The following is an 18,723-nucleotide window of genomic DNA, read 5'->3' as shown; positions in this document are numbered from 1 at the left end:
TTTCGTGTAAAAAGGGAGCCGGGGGACAGAACGCCTGCTCCCGAGTAAAGGGGATGACGTCTATGGGCATCGACGACATGGTCAACAAGGGCAAGGACCTCTACGAGGACAACAAGGACAAGATCGCCGAGGCGGTCAAGAGCGAGCAGGCTGAGGACATCAGCGACAAGGTTCTCGACGGTGTCGCGGACTTCGCGAAGAAGGTCGCTCCGGGCGCATCGGACAAGATCGACGAGATCCGCGACAACGTGGACAAGTCGGTGGGAAACGAGTAGATCTCGCTGAGCGGTCAGAGGGCGGTGCACCTTCGGGTGCACCGCCTTTCTGCTGTCCGCGGAGGAGGGTCGACCTGTCCGCGGAGGGCGGTCGAGACCCGCGGAACGATGCGCGACACGCCCGGGTTTGCAGTAGTGGAATCGGGCATGGCAGAATAGACAGGTTCCACATTTCTGCGCTCTTCGTGATGCGCGGAATCACTGTCATGGCAGTGCATAGACGGCGGGCCCTCCGGGGCGTTCGCAGGGTTCTAGGCCGCGGGCAGCAGAACGACACAATCCGACGCCTCCAGTTTGGGGATATCGCCGCGCGTGCGCGGCATGAGTCGGGCTGACATCAGAACAGTGATGTACGGCGTGAACAGCGCCATCGTGCGTCCAATGCCCCAGGGTCACCCGGCCCCGGTCGGTACGACGCCTGAAGAGAGAGAGCAGACAATGGCGGGACAGAAGATCCGCATTCGCCTGAAGTCGTATGACCACGAGGTCATCGACACGTCGGCACGCAAGATCGTCGACACCGTGACCCGTGCGGGCGCGACCGTCGTCGGCCCCGTGCCGCTTCCGACCGAGAAGAACGTCGTGTGCGTCATCCGGTCGCCCCACAAGTACAAGGACAGCCGCGAGCACTTCGAGATGCGCACCCACAAGCGTCTGATCGACATCGTCGACCCGACGCCGAAGGCAGTCGACTCGCTGATGCGCCTCGACCTCCCGGCCGACGTCAACATCGAGATCAAGCTCTGAGGTCCGCCATGGTTGACATCAACTCCAAGGTTTCCAAGGGCATGCTCGGCACCAAGCTCGGCATGACCCAGGTCTGGGACGCGAACGGCAAGCTCGTTCCCGTCACCGTCATCGAGCTGGCTCCCAACGTGGTCACCCAGGTCCGCACGCCCGAGAAGGACGGCTACAACGCCGTGCAGATCGCGTACGGCCAGATCGACCCGCGCAAGGTCAACAAGCCGCTCACCGCGCACTTCGAGGCAGCCGGCGTCACGCCGCGCCGCCACGTCACCGAGATCCGCACCGCGGACGCCGCTGACTACTCGCTCGGCCAGGAACTCACGCTCGACGGCGTGTTCGAGGCAGGCCAGCTGGTCGACGTCGTCGGCACCAGCAAGGGCAAGGGCACCGCCGGTGTCATGAAGCGCCACAACTTCGCGGGCGTCTCGGCATCGCACGGTGCGCACCGCAACCACCGCAAGCCCGGCTCGATCGGCGCGTCGTCGACCCCGAGCCGCGTCTTCAAGGGCATGCGCATGGCCGGCCGCATGGGCGGCGAGCGCGTGACCGTCCTCAACCTCACGGTGCACGCCATCGACGCCGAGAAGGGACTCATGCTCGTCAAGGGCGCCGTCCCCGGCGCGCGTGGTCGTATCGTGTACGTCCGCAACGCAGTGAAGGGTGCCTGAGCAAATGGCTGACTCGACTCTCGCACTCGACGTCCTCAAGGTCGACGGCAAGAAGGCAGGCTCCGTCGAGCTGCCCGCCGCGATCTTCGACGTCGAGACCAACGTCCCCCTGATCCACCAGGTGGTCGTCGCACAGCTGGCCGCGGCCCGTCAGGGTACCCACGCCACGAAGACCCGCGGCGACGTGTCCGGCTCCGGCAGCAAGCCCTTCAAGCAGAAGGGCACCGGTAACGCGCGTCAGGGATCGATCCGCATGCCGCAGCACCGCGGCGGTGGAACGGTCCACGGCCCGCAGCCGCGCGACTACTCGCAGCGCACCCCCAAGAAGATGATCGCCGCCGCCCTCCGTGGTGCGCTGAGCGACCGCTTCCGCGGTGAGCGCCTGCACGCCGTCGAGGCCTTCGTCGCCGACAGCACCCCCTCGACCAAGTCCGCAGCCGGCCTCATCGCCGCCGTGGCCCCGTCGAAGAACGTGCTGGTCGTCGTCGAGCGCGGCGACGAGCTGACGCTGAAGAGCGTCCGCAACCTCGCGAACGTGCACGTCCTCAGCTACGACCAGCTGAACGCCTACGACGTCATCGTCTCCGACGACATCGTCTTCACCAAGGCCGCGCTCGAGGGCTTCATCGCCTCGAAGACCGGCGCAACCGAGGAGGTCTCGGCATGAGCGAGCAGAACCCCCTCGCAACGGCCCTGAACAAGGACCCGCGCGACATCATCCTGGGACCGGTCGTCTCTGAGAAGAGCTACGGCCTGATCGACGAGGGCAAGTACACCTTCCTCGTCGACCCCCGCGCCTCGAAGACCGAGATCAAGCTCGCCATCGAGAAGATCTTCGGTGTCAAGGTGGCCTCGGTCAACACGATCAACCGCGTCGGCAAGGCCCGTCGCACCCGCTTCGGCACCGGAAAGCGCAAGGACACCAAGCGCGCCATCGTGTCGCTGAAGTCGGGCTCCATCGACATCTTCACGGCAGTCGGCTGACCGGGGGATAAGGACAGAACATGGCTATTCGCAAGTACAAGCCCACGACCCCGGGTCGCCGCGGTTCGTCGGTGGCTGACTTCGCCGAGATCACTCGATCGACGCCGGAGAAGTCGCTGCTGCGTCCGCTCTCGAAGACCGGTGGTCGCAACAACCAGGGCCGCATCACCACCCGCCACATCGGCGGTGGACACAAGCGCCAGTACCGCGTCATCGACTTCCGTCGCAATGACAAGGACGGCATCAACGCCAAGGTCGCTCACATCGAGTACGACCCCAACCGCACCGCGCGCATCGCGCTGCTGCACTACTTCGACGGCGAGAAGCGCTACATCCTCGCGCCGACGAAGCTCAAGCAGGGCGACATCGTCGAGTCGGGTGCCGGGGCTGACATCAAGCCGGGCAACAACCTGCCGCTGAAGAACATCCCCACCGGTACCGTCATCCACGCCATCGAGCTCCGCCCCGGCGGCGGCGCGAAGATGGCCCGCTCGGCCGGCGCCTCGGTGCGTCTGGTCGCGAAGGACGGTCCGTACGCCCAGCTGCGCCTGCCCTCGGGCGAGATCCGCAACGTCGACGCGCGCTGCCGCGCCACCATCGGCGAGGTCGGCAACGCCGAGCAGTCGAACATCAACTGGGGCAAGGCCGGCCGCAAGCGCTGGAAGGGCGTCCGCCCGACCGTCCGCGGTGTCGCGATGAACCCGGTCGACCACCCGCACGGTGGTGGTGAGGGCAAGACGTCCGGTGGTCGTCACCCCGTGTCCCCGTGGGGCCAGGCTGAGGGTCGTACCCGTCACGCCAACAAGGAAAGTGACAAGTACATCGTCCGCCGCCGCAACGCTGGCAAGAAGCGCAAGTAGGAGTAGAGGAAGATGCCACGCAGTCTCAAGAAGGGCCCCTTCGTCGACGAGCACCTGCTTCGCAAGGTGGTCGGTCAGAACGAGGCCGGTTCCAAGAACGTCATCAAGACCTGGTCGCGCCGCTCGATGATCATCCCCGCAATGCTGGGACACACCATCGCAGTGCACGACGGTCGCAAGCACATCCCCGTGTTCGTGACCGAGACCATGGTCGGTCACAAGCTGGGCGAGTTCGCGCCCACCCGCACCTTCCGCGGCCACGAGAAGGACGACAAGAAGGGCCGCCGCCGCTGACGCGGGGGCGATAGAGGAGAGAGAAATGGTGGAGTCCATCGCACGTGTGCGACACATCCGCGTGACCCCTCAGAAGGCTCGTCGTGTCGTCGCGCTCATCAAGGGCAAGCAGGCTCAGGAGGCACTGGCCATCCTGAAGTTCGCGCCCCAGGGTGCCAGCGAGCCGATCTACAAGCTCGTGCACGCTGCCATCGCGAACGCATCGGTCAAGGCCGATCGCGACGGCGAGTACCTCGATGAGCAGGACCTGTACGTGAAGAACGCGTACGTCGACGAGGGCACGACGCTCAAGCGTTTCCAGCCCCGCGCTCAGGGTCGCGCATTCCAGATCAAGAAGCGCACGAGCCACATCACGGTCGTGCTGGCCACCCCGGAGGTCGCTGACGCGGCCGCCGAGACGGCTACGACGAAGAAGGCGAGCAAGTAATGGGACAGAAGGTCAACCCGTACGGCTTCCGCCTCGGCATCACCACGGACCACGTGTCGCGCTGGTTCTCGGATTCGACGAAGCCGGGTCAGCGTTACGCCGACTACATCGCCGAGGACATCAAGATCCGCAAGCTGCTCCAGACGCAGCTCGACCGCGCCGGCGTCTCGAACATCGAGATCGAGCGCACCCGCGACCGCGTGCGTGTGGACATCCACACCGCACGCCCGGGCATCGTCATCGGCCGCCGCGGCGCCGAGGCCGAGCGCATCCGCGGTGACCTCGAGAAGCTCACCGGCAAGCAGATCCAGCTGAACATCCTCGAGGTCAAGAACCCCGAGGCCGACGCTCAGCTGGTCGCTCAGGGCATCGCCGAGCAGCTCTCCGCTCGCGTGGCATTCCGCCGCGCGATGCGCAAGGGCCTGCAGGGCGCCCAGCGCGCCGGCGCCAAGGGCATCCGCATCCAGGTCTCCGGCCGCCTCGGCGGCGCGGAGATGAGCCGCTCGGAGTTCTACCGCGAGGGTCGTGTGCCGCTGCACACGCTGCGCGCGAACATCGACTACGGCTTCTACGAGGCGAAGACCACCTTCGGCCGCATCGGCGTGAAGGTCTGGATCTACAAGGGCGACCTCACCAACAAGGAACTCGCACGCGAGCAGGCCAACCAGAAGCCGTCTCGTGACCGTGGCGACCGCCGTCGTGCCCCGCGCAACGACGCACCTGTCGCAGAAGGAGCGTCGGCATAATGCTCATCCCCCGCAAGGTCAAGTACCGCAAGCAGCACCACCCGAAGCGTTCGGGCCAGGCGACCGGCGGAACGAAGGTCTCCTTCGGTGAGTTCGGCATCCAGGCTCTGACCCCCGCGTACGTGACGAACCGTCAGATCGAGTCCGCTCGTATCGCCATGACTCGTCACATCAAGCGCGGTGGAAAGGTGTGGATCAACATCTACCCCGACCGTCCGCTCACGAAGAAGCCCGCCGAGACCCGCATGGGTTCGGGTAAGGGCTCGCCCGAGTGGTGGGTCGCCAACGTCAAGCCGGGCCGTGTCCTCTTCGAGGTCGCGGGCGTGAATGAGGAACTCGCTCGCGAGGCCCTCACCCGGGCCATTCACAAGCTGCCGCTCAAGGCACGCATCATCAAGCGCGAGGAGGGCGACGCGTAATGGCGATCGGCACCAAGGAGCTCGCACCTGCCGAGCTCGACACGTTCGAAGACCAGCGCCTCGTCGAGGAGCTGCGCAAGGCCAAGGAGGAGCTGTTCAACCTCCGTTTCCAGTCGGCCACCGGCCAGCTGGAGAGCCACGGCCGCATCCGCGCCGTCAAGCGCGACATCGCGCGCCTCTACACCGTGATCCGCGAGCGCGAGCTGGGCATCCGTGCGACGCCCGCTCCGGTCGAGGCTCCGGCGAAGAAGGCGTCCAAGGCGAAGGCGAAGAAGTCCGCAGAGGCTGAGGCGCCCAAGGAGGAGGCCGAGTAATGGCTGAGAAGAAGGCAGCAGAGCACGCCGAGCACGACGTGCGCGACGCCGACGCCCGTGGGTACCGCAAGGCCCGCCGCGGCTACGTCGTCAGCGACAAGATGGACAAGACCATCGTCGTCGAGGTCGAGGACCGCGTGAAGCACCCGCTCTACGGCAAGGTCATCCGCCGCACCGAGAAGGTCAAGGCGCACGATGAGGACAACACCGCCGGTATCGGCGACCTGGTCCTCATCAACGAGACCCGGCCGCTGAGCGCCACCAAGCGCTGGCGTCTGGTTGAGATTCTGGAGAAGGCCAAGTGATTCAGCAGGAGTCCCGCCTCAAGGTCGCCGACAACACCGGCGCGAAGGAGCTGCTCACGATCCGCGTCCTCGGTGGCTCGCGCCGCCGCTACGCGGGTCTGGGCGACACCATCGTCGCCACGGTCAAGGACGCGATCCCGGGCGGCAACGTCAAGAAGGGCGACGTGGTCAAGGCCGTCATCGTCCGCACCGCAAAGTCCACGCGCCGTCCCGACGGCTCGTACATCAAGTTCGACGAGAACGCCGCCGTGATCCTGAAGAACGACGGGGAGCCCCGCGGCACCCGCATCTTCGGACCGGTCGGTCGCGAGCTTCGTGACAAGAAGTTCATGAAGATCGTCTCGCTCGCCCCGGAGGTCATCTGATCATGGCGAACATCAAGAAGGGTGACCTGGTTCAGGTCATCACCGGCCGCAAGCAGGACAAGGGCGGCGACCGCGGTAAGCAGGGCAAGGTCCTCGAGGTCCTCGTCGAGCAGAACCGCGTCGTCGTGGAGGGCGTGAACTACGTCACCCGCCACACCCGTGTGGGCCAGACCCAGCGCGGCACCAAGACCGGTGGAATCGAGACCGTCGAGGCCCCGATCCACATCTCCAACGTCGCCGTCGTCGACCCCTCGACCAAGAAGCCGACCCGCGTCGGTCACCGTGTCGAGGAGCAGGTCAAGGACGGCGTGAAGCGCACGGTTCGCGTGCGCTACGCGAAGAAGTCAGGTAAGGACCTCTGATGGCAGCTACTGACGCCGCGCAGTCTGGCAAGATCCAGCCGCGCCTGAAGGCGAAGTACAACACCGAGATCAAGAAGGCTCTGCAGGAGCAGTTCGGCTACGCCAACGTCATGCAGATCCCCGGTCTGGTCAAGGTGGTCGTGAACACCGGTGTCGGCGAGGCCGCTCGCGACAGCAAGGTGATCGAGGGCGCCATCGACGACCTCACCAAGATCACCGGCCAGAAGCCGATCGTCACGAAGGCCCGCAAGTCCATCGCGCAGTTCAAGCTGCGTGAGGGACAGGCCATCGGCGCGCACGTCACCCTTCGCGGTGACCGTGCGTGGGAGTTCGTCGACCGCCTCGTCAACCTGTCGCTGCCCCGCATCCGCGACTTCCGCGGCCTGTCGGGCGAGCAGTTCGACGGCAACGGCAACTACACCTTCGGTCTCCAGGAGCAGAGCGTGTTCCACGAGATCGACCAGGACAAGATCGACCGCGTCCGCGGCTTCGACATCACCGTGGTCACCACGGCCAAGACGGACGACGAGGGTCGCGCCCTGCTGCGCGCGCTCGGCTTCCCGTTCAAGGCCGCTGACGCCCCGGCGTGACATTCCGACAGGCTCGGTGACCCTTCGGGGGTCACTGAGCCTGTCGAAGTGCCCGTACAATTGAAGATCGTGTGCCCAATCCTGGGCCAGTCTCATCGCAGGCCGTCTGTCGTGTAACGGCAGCCGGAACCTCATGAACAAAGGAAATCCACTATGACGATGACAGACCCGGTCGCAGACATGCTGACCCGTCTGCGCAACGCGAACTCGGCGCACCACGATTCCGTGACCATGCCGTCGAGCAAGCTCAAGACGAACATCGCCGAGATCCTCCAGCAGGAGGGCTACATCTCGGGCTTCGAGGTCACCGACGCACGCGTCGGCAGCAACCTCACCCTGTCGCTCAAGTACGGTCCCAACCGTGAGCGCTCCATCGCCGGCATCAAGCGCGTGTCCAAGCCCGGTCTCCGCGTCTACGCGAAGTCGACCGAGCTGCCCTCGGTCCTCGGCGGCCTCGGCGTTGCCATCCTGTCCACCTCCTCCGGTCTTCTCACCGACCGTCAGGCTGAGCAGAAGGGCGTGGGCGGAGAAGTTCTCGCCTACGTGTGGTGATCTGACATGTCGCGCATCGGACGACTTCCCATCGACATCCCCGCGGGCGTGACCGTTTCGGTCGACGGCCGTGAGGTCGCAGTCAAGGGCCCCAAGGGCGAGCTCACGCTCGAGCTGGCCAGCCCCATCGAGGTTTCGGTCGAGGAGAACCAGATCCTGGTCACCCGCCCGGACGACGAGCGCGAGTCGCGGTCGCTTCACGGCCTGACCCGCACGCTCATCAACAACAACATCATCGGCGTCACCCAGGGCTACACCAAGGGCCTCGAGGTCGTCGGCACCGGTTACCGCGTGCAGCAGAAGGGCAGCTCGATCGAGTTCGCCCTGGGCTTCTCGCACCCCGTGCTGGTCGACCCGCCGGCAGGGATCACCCTGACGGTCGAGGGCACCAACAAGGTGACCGTCAGTGGCATCGACAAGCAGGCTGTCGGCGAGGCAGCTGCGAACATCCGCAAGATCCGCAAGCCCGAGCCGTACAAGGGCAAGGGTGTGCGCTACGCCGGCGAGGTCGTGCGTCGCAAGGCCGGAAAGGCTGGTAAGTAACCATGGCTGTCAAGTCCAAGTCCGCCGCCCGCGCGCGTCGCCACGCACGTCTTCGCAAGAAGATCGTCGGCACAGACCTGCGTCCGCGTCTCGTCGTCAACCGCTCTGCGCGCCACGTGTTCGTGCAGCTCGTCGACGACGCCAAGGGCCACACCGTGGCATCCGCTTCCACGCTCGAGACCGACCTGCGCTCCTTCGACGGTGACAAGACCGCCAAGGCGCGCAAGGTGGGCGAGCTCGTCGCCGAGCGCGCGAAGGCCGCCGGCGTTTCCGAGGCAGTGTTCGACCGCGGCGGCAACCGCTACGCCGGTCGTGTCGCAGCCATCGCCGATGGCGCCCGTGAAGGGGGGCTGGCACTGTGAGTGACAACAAGGAGAACGAAGTGACCGAAACCGCTCCTGCCGAGGCTACGGCTCAGGCCGAGCCGCAGCGCGAGCAGCGTGACGGCCGTCGTGGCGGCCGCGACCGCGGCCAGGGCCGCGACCGCAATTCGCGCGACCGGGGCGACAACCAGTTCCTGGAGCGCGTCGTCACCATCAACCGCGTCTCGAAGGTCGTGAAGGGTGGTCGTCGCTTCAGCTTCACCGCGCTCGTGGTCGTCGGTGACGGCAACGGACTGGTGGGCGTCGGCTACGGCAAGGCCCGCGAGGTGCCCCTGGCGATCTCGAAGGGTGTCGAAGAGGCCAAGCGCAACTTCTTCCGCGTCCCGCGCGTCGGCTCGACCATCCCGCACCCCGTGCAGGGTGAGGCCGCTGCCGGTGTGGTGCTGCTGCGTCCGGCTGCTGCCGGTACCGGTGTCATCGCCGGTGGTCCGGTCCGCGCCGTGCTCGAGTGCGCCGGCATCCACGACGTCCTGTCGAAGTCGCTCGGCTCGTCGAACACGATCAACATCGTGCACGCGACGGTCGAGGCCCTGCAGGGTCTCGAGGAGCCGCGCGCCGTGGCCGCCCGTCGTGGTCTCGACTACGACGCCGTCGTGCCCGAGATCATCATCCGCAACGAGGCGAAGGCCGCTGCCGCCGCCGCTGCGCAGAAGGTAGGTGCCTGATGGCTGCGCGCCTCAAGGTCACGCAGGTCAAGTCCAAGGTGAGTGAGAAGCAGAACCAGCGCGACACGCTGCGTTCGCTCGGCCTCAAGCGGATCGGCGACTCGGTCGTCCGTCCGGACGACGCCCAGACGCGCGGCTACGTCCGCACCGTCGCTCACCTCGTCAAGGTTGAGGAGATCGACTAATGGCTGAGAAGAACGAAGCCGTCGAGGCTGAGAAGGCCCCGAAGAAGGCCGCCGCCACCAAGGCCGCCGCCACCAAGGCGGCCGCCACGAAGCAGCCGGCCGCAGCCAAGGCTGCTCCGGCGAAGGCCGCTGCGAAGAAGGCTCCGGCTAAGAAGGAGGCGGATGCTGCCGCATCGCGTCCCTCCGTGCTGAAGGTGCACCACCTGCGTCCGGTCCCGGGCTCGAACACCGCCAAGACCCGCGTGGGTCGCGGTGAGGGCTCGAAGGGCAAGACCGCCGGTCGCGGCACCAAGGGCACCAAGGCCCGCAACACCGTGCGGGTCGGTTTCGAGGGTGGGCAGATGCCGCTGCACATGCGCACCCCGAAGCTGCGCGGGTTCAAGAACCCGTTCCGCGTCGAGTACCAGGTCGTGAACCTGGCCAAGCTCGCCGAGCTGTACCCGGCCGGTGGCGACGTCACCGTCAGCGACCTGGTCGCCAAGGGCGCCGTGCGCAAGAACGAGAAGGTCAAGGTCCTCGGCGACGGCGACATCTCGGTCAAGCTCACCGTGTCGGTCGACAAGGTCTCGGGCAGCGCCGAGCAGAAGATCGTCGCAGCCGGCGGTTCGGTCAACTGAGCATTCCGGTGTGAGCGCAGGGAGGGGTCGGAGATTCTCCGATCCCTCCTTTGCGTTACTCTGGACATTCGGCCGTCCTTCGACGTTCGGCAATCCCTTCAGGAGGAACGCCCTTGTTTAGCGCCATCGCGCGAATCTTCCGTACGCCTGATCTGCGGCGGAAGATCCTTTTCACCATCGGCATCATCGCGCTCTATCGTCTTGGCTCGAATGTGCCGGCCCCATTCGTGAACTTCCCGAATGTCGAGCAGTGTCTCGCGGTCAACGCGGGCACCGAAGGTCTGCTCGGTCTCGTGAACCTGTTCTCCGGCGGTGCACTGCTGCAGCTGTCGATCTTCGCTCTCGGCGTGATGCCGTACATCACCGCAACGATCATCACGCAGCTGCTGCGCGTCGTCATCCCGCACTTCGAGTCACTCCACAAGGAGGGCCAGGCCGGGCAGAGCAAGCTCACGCAGTACACCCGCTACCTGACCATCGCTCTCGCGCTGCTGCAGTCCAGCACGCTGGTGACCGTGGCCCGCAGCGGACAGCTCTTCGGCACCACTGAGGTCGCGGCGTGCCAGAACCTGCTGACCAACGACGTGTGGTGGGCGCAGCTGCTCATCATCATGGCGATGACGGCCGGCACGGGTCTGATCATGTGGTTCGCCGAGCTGGTCACCGAGCGCGGCATCGGCAACGGCATGTCGCTGCTCATCTTCACCTCGATCGCCGCGACGTTCCCGGCTGCGATGTGGGGCATCTGGGAGGCCAAGGGCTTCGAGGTCTTCCTGCTGGTGATGCTGATCGGTCTCGTCGTCATGACGGCGATCGTCTACGTGGAGCAGTCGCAGCGACGCGTCCCCGTGCAGTATGCCAAGCGCATGGTCGGCCGCCGCACCTACGGCGGCACGAACACGTACATCCCGATCAAGGTCAACATGGCCGGTGTGATCCCGATCATCTTCGCCTCGTCGCTGCTGTACGTGCCGATGCTGCTCGCGCAGTTCAACACGCCCACCGACGGCAGTGAGCCGGCCGGCTGGGTCACGTGGATCCTCACGAACCTGGCATCCGGCGACCAGCCGCTGTACATGCTGGTGTACTTCCTGCTCATCATCGGGTTCACCTACTTCTACGTCGCGATCACGTTCAACCCCGTCGAGGTCGCCGACAACATGAAGAAGTACGGCGGGTTCATCCCGGGCATCCGGGCCGGTCGTCCGACGGCGGAGTACCTCGACTACGTCATCACGCGCATCACCTTCCCCGGCTCCCTGTACCTCGGCATCGTGGCGCTGATCCCGCTGATCGCGCTGGCGACGGTGCAGGCGAACCAGAACTTCCCGTTCGGCGGCGCATCGATCCTGATCATCGTGGGTGTCGGACTCGAGACGGTGAAGCAGATCGACGCGCAGCTGCAGCAGCGCCATTACGAAGGGCTCCTGAGATGACCGCCGCAACCGCACGTCTGCTGATCGTCGGCCCCCAGGGCTCCGGCAAGGGCACCCAGGGGGTGCGCATCGCCGAGGCGCTGGACATCCCCGTCGTCTCGACCGGCGACATCTTCCGCGCCAACATCAAGCAGGGCACCGAGCTCGGTCAGAAGGTCACCGCGATCCTCGACGCCGGCGACCTGGTGCCCGACGAGCTGACCAGCGAGATCGTCCGCGACCGACTGTCGCAGGACGACGCCGCTCGCGGGTTCCTGCTCGACGGCTACCCGCGCAACACCGTGCAGGTGGAGCACCTCGACGCGTTCCTCGCCAAGACCGGCGCGGCGCTCGACGCCGTGATCCTGCTCGATGTTCCGCGCGAGGAGAGCATGGCGCGTCTGAGCCTGCGGGCCGTGGAGCAGGGTCGCTCGGATGACACCGACGAGGCCATCGCGCACCGTCTGGACATCTATGAGAACGAGACGGCCCCGATCATCTCGGTGTACGCCGAGCGCGGCATCGTCGACCGCATCGACGGCGTCGGCTCGCTCGACGAGATCACCGCGCGCATTTCGGATGCCCTCGCCGCGCGCGGCATCGCGCAGCGGGTCTGACCCGTTCCCATGTTCCGCAAGTCGATCTACAAGAGCCCGGCGCAGCTGCGCTCGATGATCGAGCCGGGTCTCATCACGGCCGCAGCGCTCGAGGCGCTGCGGCCGCTGGTGCGCGCCGGCATCAGCACGGCCGAGCTCGACGCCGAGGCGTCGCGCATGATCGCCTCGCGGGGCGCGGAGTCGAACTTCCAGCTCGTACGCGGCTACCGGCACACCACGTGCATCTCGGTGAACGAGCAGGTGGTGCACGGCATCCCCGGTGAGCGGAAGCTGCAGCCCGGCGACATCGTCTCGGTCGACTGCGGCGCTCAGTTCCAGGGCTGGAACGGCGACAGTGCCGTGACCTTCGTCGTACCCGACGAGTCACGGTCCGAGGTCGTGGCCCGGCGCGAGGAGCTCTCGCGGGTCACCGAGGGGTCGATGTGGGCGGGCATCGCCGCGATGGCATCCGCCACGCACATCGGCCAGATCGGCGCTGCCATCCAGGAGTACATCGAGGCGCAGGGCCCCTCGGCGGTGTCCGGCGAGACCTACGGCATCCTGCGCGAGTACGTCGGTCACGGCATCGGTCGCAAGATGCATGAGGCGCCGAGCGTCTTCAACTACCGCACGCCGGATGCCGGGGCCGAGGTGCGCCCCGGTCTCGCCCTCGCGATCGAGCCGATGGTCACGGCAGGGGGCGAGGCGACGTTCGTGGAGGACGACGACTGGACCGTCTCGACGGTCGACGGAACCGACGGCTCGCACTGGGAGCACAGCGTTGCGCGCCATGAGAACGGCATCTGGGTGCTGACCGCGCCGGATGGGGGAGCGGCCGGCCTCGCACCGTTCGGGATCACTCCGACGCCGATCGCCTGAGGCGACTCACACGCCAGACATAGCGACCTCGCGGCAGAATGGTCGGAGAGGCAACAGGACTCGTCGTCGCGACGAGCCGGACACAGATCGGAACATCTATGGCTGCTGCACAGGGCAAGACCAACTGGTTCGCCATCGGAATCTCGGCCGCGGTCGTGGTGGTGCTCGTCGCCCTCGGCGGCGTCGTGGTGTGGATGAACAACCAGGCCAATGACCCGGGTGCGACCCCCACGAGCGACATCGTAAATGCCGAGACCGGTGCGATCAGCTTCGGCGAGGGCGATGACGTCGTCGCGACGTTCATCGACTTCATGTGCCCGGCGTGCAACGCCTTCGAGCAGTCTTACGGCGAGCAGCTGCAGTCGGCCGCCGCCGACGACGAGATCACCCTCGAGGTGCATCCGATCGCCATCCTCGACCACCTCTCGCAGGGTACGAACTACTCGTCGCGCGCCGCCGGTGCGATGTACTGCGTCGCCGAGACCGCGCCCGACAAGGCGCTCGACTTCATGAACGCCCTGTACGCCAACCAGCCCCAGGAGGGCGGCTCGGGTCTGACCGACGAGCAGCTGAGCCAGATCGCCGAGCAGGTCGGCGCCGGCGACGCCGCGAGCTGCATCGCCGAGGGCACCTATGAGAAGTTCGGTGCGGCGCAGGCGAAGGCGCATGAGATCTCAGGCACCCCTACCGTCGAGATCAACGGCAAGCGACTGGACGTCCAGGAGATCAACACCGAACTCCCGAAGGTCCTGCCCTGAGCGAGGCCCCTCTGATCCGCGCGCATTTGCCGCCTGCGGATCGAGGGTCTATCATAGATCTTTGGTGCCGTGCGCCTTGTTCCGGCGTGTCCGGACGCGACAGCGCAGCACCGCAACTCATCACCCATCCACCGCAGATCGACCGATCTGCAGAAGCGTCAGCGAGGCTATGGCTAAGAAAGACGGTGTCATCGAGATCGAGGGCGTGATTTCCGAGGCGCTGCCCAACGCGATGTTCCGCGTTGAGCTCACCAACGGACACAAGGTCCTGGCGACGATCTCCGGAAAGATGCGGCAGAACTACATCCGCATCATCCCCGAGGACCGCGTGGTCGTGGAGCTCTCGCCCTACGACCTGACCCGCGGCCGCATCGTCTACCGCTACCGCTGATCGGTCGAGAAGTAACACCCCAGGCGTTCACGCCTGCCCGGTGAGGACAGCGAACAGGAAACATCATGAAGGTCAACCCCAGCGTCAAGCCCATCTGCGACCACTGCCGCGTGATCCGTCGTCACGGTCGCGTCATGGTCATCTGCAAGTCGAACCCGCGTCACAAGCAGCGCCAGGGCTGAGTCGGGTCTCACACAACTGAATATTCCGGTCGGGCGCGGACGTTTCGTCTCGCTTCGCTCGCTCAACGGCCGGGTACTGAACAGCAGGTCGGATGCTTCGACGGGCTCAGCAGCCCAAGAAGCGGATACCCCGGGTAGGAGGCCCGGGAACGGATTCTGCTCCACACCTCCACCACACTCCAGGAGAAACCGCATGGCACGTCTTGCCGGCGTTGACATCCCGCGCGACAAGCGCGTGGTGATCGCCCTCACGTACATCTACGGCATCGGCCGTACTCGCTCCGTCGAGATCCTCAAGGCGACCGGGATCGATGAGTCGATCCGCGTCAAGGACCTCAGCGACGACCAGCTCATCGCCCTGCGCGACCACATCGAAGGCAACTACAAGGTGGAGGGTGACCTGCGCCGCGAGGTCGCCGCCGACATCCGCCGCAAGGTCGAGATCGGGTCGTACGAGGGCATCCGCCACCGCCGTGGCCTGCCCGTGCGCGGTCAGCGCACGAAGACCAACGCGCGCACCCGCAAGGGCCCGAAGCGCACCGTCGCCGGCAAGAAGAAGGCCCGCTAAGCGGCCAGGGAATAGGAGAACACTTTCATGGCTGCACCCAAGTCCGCCGCGCGCAAGCCGCGCCGCAAGGAGAAGAAGAACATCGCGCTGGGCCACGCCCACATCAAGTCGACGTTCAACAACACCATCGTCTCGATCACCGACCCGTCCGGCGCTGTCATCAGCTGGGCCTCGTCGGGTGGCGTGGGCTTCAAGGGCTCGCGCAAGTCGACGCCCTACGCCGCAGGCATGGCAGCGGAGTCCGCTGCCCGTCAGGCCTCCGAGCACGGCGTCAAGAAGGTCGACGTCTTCGTGAAGGGCCCGGGTTCGGGTCGCGAGACCGCGATCCGCTCGCTGCAGGCCGCAGGCCTCGAGGTCGGCTCGATCCAGGATGTGACGCCGCAGGCGCACAACGGCTGCCGTCCGCCGAAGCGCCGCCGCGTCTGATCTCGTGCGGGGATGCTGCTCACTCTGTGGGGCAGCATCCCCGTCCCCTGGTTTCCACAACTCAAGACCTCACCCACACATGTCATATAGCGGGCATGTGATCGAAAGGAACACATAGTGCTCATCGCACAGCGTCCCACTCTCACCGAGGAAAAGATCTCCGAGAACCGCAGCCGGTTCGTCATCGAGCCGCTCGAGCCCGGTTTCGGCTACACGATCGGCAACGCGCTGCGCCGCAGCCTGCTGTCGTCGATCCCCGGCGCCTCGGTCACCACCATTCGCATCGACGGCGTGCTGCACGAGTTCAGCACGATCCCCGGTGTGAAGGAGGACGTCACCGAGATCATCCTCAATATCAAGCAGCTGGTCGTCTCCAGCGAGCGTGACGAGCCCATCACGGCGTACCTGCGCAAGACGGGCGCCGGCGAGGTCACCGCCGCCGACATCTCCGCTCCGGCGGGTGTCGAGGTGCACAACCCCGAGCTGGTCATCGCGACGCTCAACGACACCGCGCGCTTCGAGCTCGAGCTCACCATCGAGCGCGGCCGCGGCTACGTATCGGCCGCCCAGAACCGCAACGAGTACGCCGAGGCCGGCCAGATTCCGGTCGACTCGATCTACTCGCCCGTGCTGAAGGTCAGCTACCGCGTCGACGCCACCCGTGCCGGTGAGCGCACCGACTTCGACAAGCTGGTGCTCGACGTCGAGACGAAGTCGGCGATCAGCCCGCGCGACGCCGTCGCATCGGCGGCCAAGACCCTCACCGAGCTGTTCGGTCTCGCCCGCGAGCTGAACGTCGAGGCCGAGGGCATCGAGATCGGCCCTGCGCCGGTCGAGGCCGTGCTCTCCAGCGAGCTCTCCATGCCGATCGAGGACCTCGATCTGTCGGTGCGCTCGTACAACTGCCTCAAGCGCGAGGGCATCAACACCGTCTCTGAGCTGGTGGCCCTCTCGGAGACGCAGCTGATGAACATCCGCAATTTCGGACAGAAGTCGGTCGACGAGGTGCGCGACAAGCTCGTCTCGCTCGGTCTGTCGCTGAAGGATTCGGTGCCCGGTTTCGACGGCGCCCACTTCTACAGCGCAGGCGAAGACGAGTCCTTCTGAAACCCGACCTCTTCCTGATCAGGAGCTAGACGAACATGCCCAAGCCCACCAAGGGTCCCCGCCTCGGAGGCGGCCCCGCACACGAGCGCCTTCTTCTCGCGAACCTCGCGGCCGCGCTCTTCATCCACAAGTCGATCAAGACGACCGAGACGAAGGCCAAGCGCCTGCGTCCGCTCGCTGAGCGACTGATCACGCTCGGCAAGCGCGGCGACCTGCACGCGCGTCGCCGTGCGCTGACCGTGCTGCGCTCGAACAAGGACGCCCTGCACGTCCTGTTCGCCGAGATCGCTCCGCTGGTCGCCGAGCGTGAGGGTGGCTACACCCGCATCACGAAGGTCGGCAACCGCAAGGGCGACAACGCCCCCATGGCCGTGATCGAGCTCGTCCTCGAGCCCGTCTCGCCGAAGAAGAAGGCAGCCAAGCCCGCCGCCAAGGCCGAGAAGCCCGCGAAGGCTGAGAAGGTCGAAGAGGCTCCCGCCGAGGAGACCGCCGCTCCGGCTGCTCTCGTCAACGGCGGCTTCGGCGAGGACTCGGCCGCTCCTCTCGAGGACGGCTCGGCTCCCGAGGGCTTCGACATCAAGGGCAACAAGGACTCGATGAAGTTCCACCAGCCCGGTGGCCAGTGGTACGACTCGACCGTCGCAGAGGTGTGGTTCCGCACCGCTGAGGCCGCCGAGGCCGCAGGCTTCACCGAGGCCGGCAAGTAAGCCACTGAGCACGGAAAGGCCCGTCACCCTTCGGGGTGGCGGGCCTTTCGTCATCCGCAGCAGCCGGGCGCCCTCAGGAGCCGGGCGCGCTCAGGAGCCGGGCGCATTCGCCTCCACGGGGTCGTTCAGGCGGTAGCGGCTGCCGGGGCGGCCCTTGGTGGCGTAGTCGAGAGAGCGGATCGCGCGCCCCGTGCTGGCGAGATGCTCCAGATAGCGGCGGGCGCTCACCCGCGACACCGAGAGCGCCTCACCGACCTCGGTCGCCGAGGCATCCGGCATCTCGGCCAGGGCCGTCACGACCCGCTCCAGGGTCTCACCGCTCAGACCCTTGGGGATGCCATCACGCTGCCGGAACGCGATGATGGCGTCCGCCGCCTCCACCCGGCGGACGACATCGTGCATCTCGGTCTGATCGCGCAGCAGCAGCGTCGCATCGACGGCATCCGCGTCGACGCCCGCGCCGGTGCTGCGGGCGACCAGCACCTTGTCGCCGACGATCACCGGCCGACCGGCATCCTCGCCGTCGCGCAGCACGGCCAGCAGCTCATCGTCGAGCACGTCGGCGGCGGATGCGCCGGCCAGATCCGTGGTGGTGGCCCCCAGCAGACGCGCCGCGGCATCGTTCACCAGCGTGATCGTGCCCTGCGCGTCCACGGTGATCACTCCCTCGCTCAGACCGTGCATCGTGGTCTCCTGGTTGCGCACCAGCGCGGTGATCTCGTGCGGCTCCAGGCTGTGGATGCGACGACGGATGACCGCTGTCACCCATGCTGAGCCGAAGACCCCGAGCACCACGGCCACCAGCATCGCGCCGATGATCCAGAACAGGTTGCCGACGAACTCGCTGTCGCCCTGCGACTCGAGGATGCCCACCGACACGGTGCCGATCACCTCGGTGCCATCGAAGATCGGAACCTTCACCCGCCACGACGGGCCCAGTGTGCCGGTCTGGGTGCCCATGTAGATCTCGCCCGACAGCGGGATCGAGGGGTCGGTCGAGACGCGCTCGCCGATGCGTCCGGGGTTCGGGTGGGAGTATCGGATGCCGTCGTGATTGGCGATCACGACGTACGTGAGATCTGACGCCTTGCGGATGGTCTCGGCCAGCGGCTGGATGCTCTCGGCCGGGTCGGGATCGTCGAAGGCGGCTCTGATCACGGGCATCGAGGCGATGGACTGCGCCACGGCCAGCATCCGATCCTCGTAGGCGTCGCGCACGGTGTGCGCCTGGATGACGCCGGCGGTGACGCCCGCGGTGAGCGTGACCACGGCGACGATCAGCGCCTGCAGCAGGATCAGCTGCACACGCAGCGGCATCCCGCCGTCCTGCGTCTTCAGCGACGCGCGCTTCGTCTTCGAGGCCACACGACCATTGTGCCCCGCGCGCGCGAGG

32 protein-coding genes are annotated in these 18,723 nt (G+C 66.4%); 31 read left to right on the top strand and 1 reads right to left on the bottom strand.

Annotated features, from left to right (window positions below; genetic code table 11):
- Positions 1-62: 62 nt before the first annotated feature.
- From WDU99_RS09605 to rplQ, 31 genes are all read left to right on the top strand, one after another.
- Positions 63-275 (top strand): hypothetical protein, encoded by a 213-nt coding sequence (locus WDU99_RS09605; protein ID WP_337332231.1) that lies wholly within the window; start codon positions 63-65, stop codon positions 273-275.
- Positions 276-713: 438 nt separating this feature from the next.
- Positions 714-1,022 (top strand): 30S ribosomal protein S10, encoded by a 309-nt coding sequence (rpsJ, locus tag WDU99_RS09600; protein WP_017201594.1) that lies wholly within the window; start codon positions 714-716, stop codon positions 1,020-1,022.
- A gap of 8 nt (positions 1,023-1,030) precedes the next feature.
- On the top strand, positions 1,031-1,690 hold the full coding sequence (rplC, locus tag WDU99_RS09595; protein WP_337332230.1) for a 50S ribosomal protein L3: 660 nt from the start codon (positions 1,031-1,033) through the stop codon (positions 1,688-1,690).
- A 4-nt stretch (positions 1,691-1,694) separates the two neighbouring features.
- On the top strand, positions 1,695-2,357 hold the full coding sequence (rplD, locus tag WDU99_RS09590) for a 50S ribosomal protein L4 (protein WP_337332229.1): 663 nt from the start codon (positions 1,695-1,697) through the stop codon (positions 2,355-2,357).
- Positions 2,354-2,674, top strand: a complete 321-nt coding sequence (gene rplW, locus WDU99_RS09585; protein ID WP_241927876.1) for a 50S ribosomal protein L23 — start codon at positions 2,354-2,356, stop codon at positions 2,672-2,674. Before rplD ends, rplW begins: the two co-directional genes overlap by 4 nt.
- A 20-nt stretch (positions 2,675-2,694) precedes the next feature.
- Complete coding sequence (rplB, locus tag WDU99_RS09580) at positions 2,695-3,534, top strand: 50S ribosomal protein L2 (RefSeq protein WP_337332228.1); 840 nt, start codon at positions 2,695-2,697, stop codon at positions 3,532-3,534.
- A 12-nt stretch (positions 3,535-3,546) separates the two neighbouring features.
- On the top strand, positions 3,547-3,828 hold the full coding sequence (gene rpsS, locus WDU99_RS09575) for a 30S ribosomal protein S19 (protein ID WP_197220002.1): 282 nt from the start codon (positions 3,547-3,549) through the stop codon (positions 3,826-3,828).
- Between the two features lie 25 nt (positions 3,829-3,853).
- Positions 3,854-4,255 carry a 50S ribosomal protein L22 gene (gene rplV, locus WDU99_RS09570; RefSeq protein ID WP_337332227.1) on the top strand — a complete coding sequence of 134 codons (402 nt, stop codon included), beginning with the start codon at positions 3,854-3,856 and terminating at the stop codon, positions 4,253-4,255.
- The gene (gene rpsC, locus WDU99_RS09565) at positions 4,255-5,001 is read left to right on the top strand and encodes a 30S ribosomal protein S3 (RefSeq protein ID WP_337332226.1); all 747 of its coding nucleotides are present in this window, start codon (positions 4,255-4,257) and stop codon (positions 4,999-5,001) included. Before rplV ends, rpsC begins: the two co-directional genes overlap by 1 nt.
- Positions 5,001-5,420, top strand: coding sequence for a 50S ribosomal protein L16 (gene rplP, locus WDU99_RS09560; RefSeq protein ID WP_179410064.1), 420 nt, complete (start codon positions 5,001-5,003; stop codon positions 5,418-5,420). Before rpsC ends, rplP begins: the two co-directional genes overlap by 1 nt.
- Positions 5,420-5,734, top strand: a complete 315-nt coding sequence (gene rpmC, locus WDU99_RS09555; RefSeq protein WP_337332225.1) for a 50S ribosomal protein L29 — start codon at positions 5,420-5,422, stop codon at positions 5,732-5,734. The genes rplP and rpmC overlap by 1 nt, the downstream gene beginning before the upstream one ends.
- Entirely contained in the window at positions 5,734-6,039 is a 306-nt protein-coding gene (gene rpsQ / locus WDU99_RS09550; RefSeq protein WP_337332224.1) for a 30S ribosomal protein S17, read from the top strand. Before rpmC ends, rpsQ begins: the two co-directional genes overlap by 1 nt.
- The gene (gene rplN, locus WDU99_RS09545; RefSeq protein WP_337332223.1) at positions 6,036-6,404 is read left to right on the top strand and encodes a 50S ribosomal protein L14; all 369 of its coding nucleotides are present in this window, start codon (positions 6,036-6,038) and stop codon (positions 6,402-6,404) included. The genes rpsQ and rplN overlap by 4 nt, the downstream gene beginning before the upstream one ends.
- A 2-nt stretch (positions 6,405-6,406) precedes the next feature.
- Positions 6,407-6,766: a 50S ribosomal protein L24 gene (rplX, locus tag WDU99_RS09540; RefSeq protein ID WP_337332222.1), complete on the top strand. Its 360-nt coding sequence runs from the start codon at positions 6,407-6,409 to the stop codon at positions 6,764-6,766.
- Positions 6,766-7,356, top strand: a complete 591-nt coding sequence (rplE, locus tag WDU99_RS09535) for a 50S ribosomal protein L5 (protein ID WP_337332221.1) — start codon at positions 6,766-6,768, stop codon at positions 7,354-7,356. Before rplX ends, rplE begins: the two co-directional genes overlap by 1 nt.
- A 153-nt stretch (positions 7,357-7,509) precedes the next feature.
- On the top strand, positions 7,510-7,908 hold the full coding sequence (rpsH, locus tag WDU99_RS09530) for a 30S ribosomal protein S8 (RefSeq protein ID WP_179410070.1): 399 nt from the start codon (positions 7,510-7,512) through the stop codon (positions 7,906-7,908).
- Between the two features lie 6 nt (positions 7,909-7,914).
- Positions 7,915-8,451 carry a 50S ribosomal protein L6 gene (gene rplF, locus WDU99_RS09525; protein WP_337332220.1) on the top strand — a complete coding sequence of 179 codons (537 nt, stop codon included), beginning with the start codon at positions 7,915-7,917 and terminating at the stop codon, positions 8,449-8,451.
- Between the two features lie 2 nt (positions 8,452-8,453).
- Positions 8,454-8,813, top strand: coding sequence for a 50S ribosomal protein L18 (gene rplR / locus WDU99_RS09520; RefSeq protein ID WP_241927888.1), 360 nt, complete (start codon positions 8,454-8,456; stop codon positions 8,811-8,813).
- Positions 8,810-9,499: a 30S ribosomal protein S5 gene (rpsE, locus tag WDU99_RS09515; RefSeq protein ID WP_337332219.1), complete on the top strand. Its 690-nt coding sequence runs from the start codon at positions 8,810-8,812 to the stop codon at positions 9,497-9,499. Before rplR ends, rpsE begins: the two co-directional genes overlap by 4 nt.
- The gene (rpmD, locus tag WDU99_RS09510; protein WP_018171461.1) at positions 9,499-9,684 is read left to right on the top strand and encodes a 50S ribosomal protein L30; all 186 of its coding nucleotides are present in this window, start codon (positions 9,499-9,501) and stop codon (positions 9,682-9,684) included. Before rpsE ends, rpmD begins: the two co-directional genes overlap by 1 nt.
- Positions 9,684-10,301, top strand: a complete 618-nt coding sequence (gene rplO / locus WDU99_RS09505; protein WP_337332218.1) for a 50S ribosomal protein L15 — start codon at positions 9,684-9,686, stop codon at positions 10,299-10,301. Before rpmD ends, rplO begins: the two co-directional genes overlap by 1 nt.
- Positions 10,302-10,414: 113 nt before the next feature.
- Positions 10,415-11,737, top strand: a complete 1,323-nt coding sequence (gene secY, locus WDU99_RS09500) for a preprotein translocase subunit SecY (RefSeq protein ID WP_337332217.1) — start codon at positions 10,415-10,417, stop codon at positions 11,735-11,737.
- Positions 11,734-12,333 (top strand): adenylate kinase, encoded by a 600-nt coding sequence (locus WDU99_RS09495; protein WP_337332216.1) that lies wholly within the window; start codon positions 11,734-11,736, stop codon positions 12,331-12,333. Before secY ends, WDU99_RS09495 begins: the two co-directional genes overlap by 4 nt.
- 9 nt (positions 12,334-12,342) lie before the next feature.
- Positions 12,343-13,191, top strand: coding sequence for a type I methionyl aminopeptidase (map, locus tag WDU99_RS09490; RefSeq protein ID WP_337332215.1), 849 nt, complete (start codon positions 12,343-12,345; stop codon positions 13,189-13,191).
- 98 nt (positions 13,192-13,289) lie between these two features.
- Entirely contained in the window at positions 13,290-13,949 is a 660-nt protein-coding gene (locus WDU99_RS09485; protein ID WP_337332214.1) for a DsbA family protein, read from the top strand.
- A gap of 169 nt (positions 13,950-14,118) precedes the next feature.
- Complete coding sequence (gene infA / locus WDU99_RS09480) at positions 14,119-14,340, top strand: translation initiation factor IF-1 (RefSeq protein WP_028496510.1); 222 nt, start codon at positions 14,119-14,121, stop codon at positions 14,338-14,340.
- Positions 14,341-14,405: 65 nt separating this feature from the next.
- A complete protein-coding gene (rpmJ, locus tag WDU99_RS09475; protein ID WP_071644008.1) occupies positions 14,406-14,522 on the top strand; it encodes a 50S ribosomal protein L36 in 117 nt (38 codons plus the stop codon).
- A gap of 193 nt (positions 14,523-14,715) precedes the next feature.
- On the top strand, positions 14,716-15,090 hold the full coding sequence (rpsM, locus tag WDU99_RS09470) for a 30S ribosomal protein S13 (protein WP_337332212.1): 375 nt from the start codon (positions 14,716-14,718) through the stop codon (positions 15,088-15,090).
- Positions 15,091-15,117: 27 nt separating this feature from the next.
- On the top strand, positions 15,118-15,516 hold the full coding sequence (gene rpsK, locus WDU99_RS09465; RefSeq protein WP_337332211.1) for a 30S ribosomal protein S11: 399 nt from the start codon (positions 15,118-15,120) through the stop codon (positions 15,514-15,516).
- 117 nt (positions 15,517-15,633) lie between these two features.
- Positions 15,634-16,623, top strand: a complete 990-nt coding sequence (locus WDU99_RS09460; RefSeq protein ID WP_337332210.1) for a DNA-directed RNA polymerase subunit alpha — start codon at positions 15,634-15,636, stop codon at positions 16,621-16,623.
- A gap of 35 nt (positions 16,624-16,658) precedes the next feature.
- On the top strand, positions 16,659-17,330 hold the full coding sequence (rplQ, locus tag WDU99_RS09455; RefSeq protein WP_337332209.1) for a 50S ribosomal protein L17, sunset domain variant: 672 nt from the start codon (positions 16,659-16,661) through the stop codon (positions 17,328-17,330).
- A 90-nt stretch (positions 17,331-17,420) separates the two neighbouring features.
- Here rplQ and WDU99_RS09450 read toward each other — a convergent pair whose 3' ends face one another.
- Positions 17,421-18,695: a PAS domain-containing protein gene (locus WDU99_RS09450; protein WP_337332208.1), complete on the bottom strand. Its 1,275-nt coding sequence runs from the start codon at positions 18,693-18,695 to the stop codon at positions 17,421-17,423.
- Between the last annotated feature and the right edge of the window lie 28 nt (positions 18,696-18,723).

This window comes from Microbacterium bandirmense (assembly GCF_037204185.1).
In the GTDB taxonomy this organism is placed as follows: domain Bacteria; phylum Actinomycetota; class Actinomycetes; order Actinomycetales; family Microbacteriaceae; genus Microbacterium; species Microbacterium bandirmense.
The sequence above is the reverse complement of the archived record's forward strand: the minus strand, read 5'-3'. Positions and strand labels throughout refer to the sequence as shown.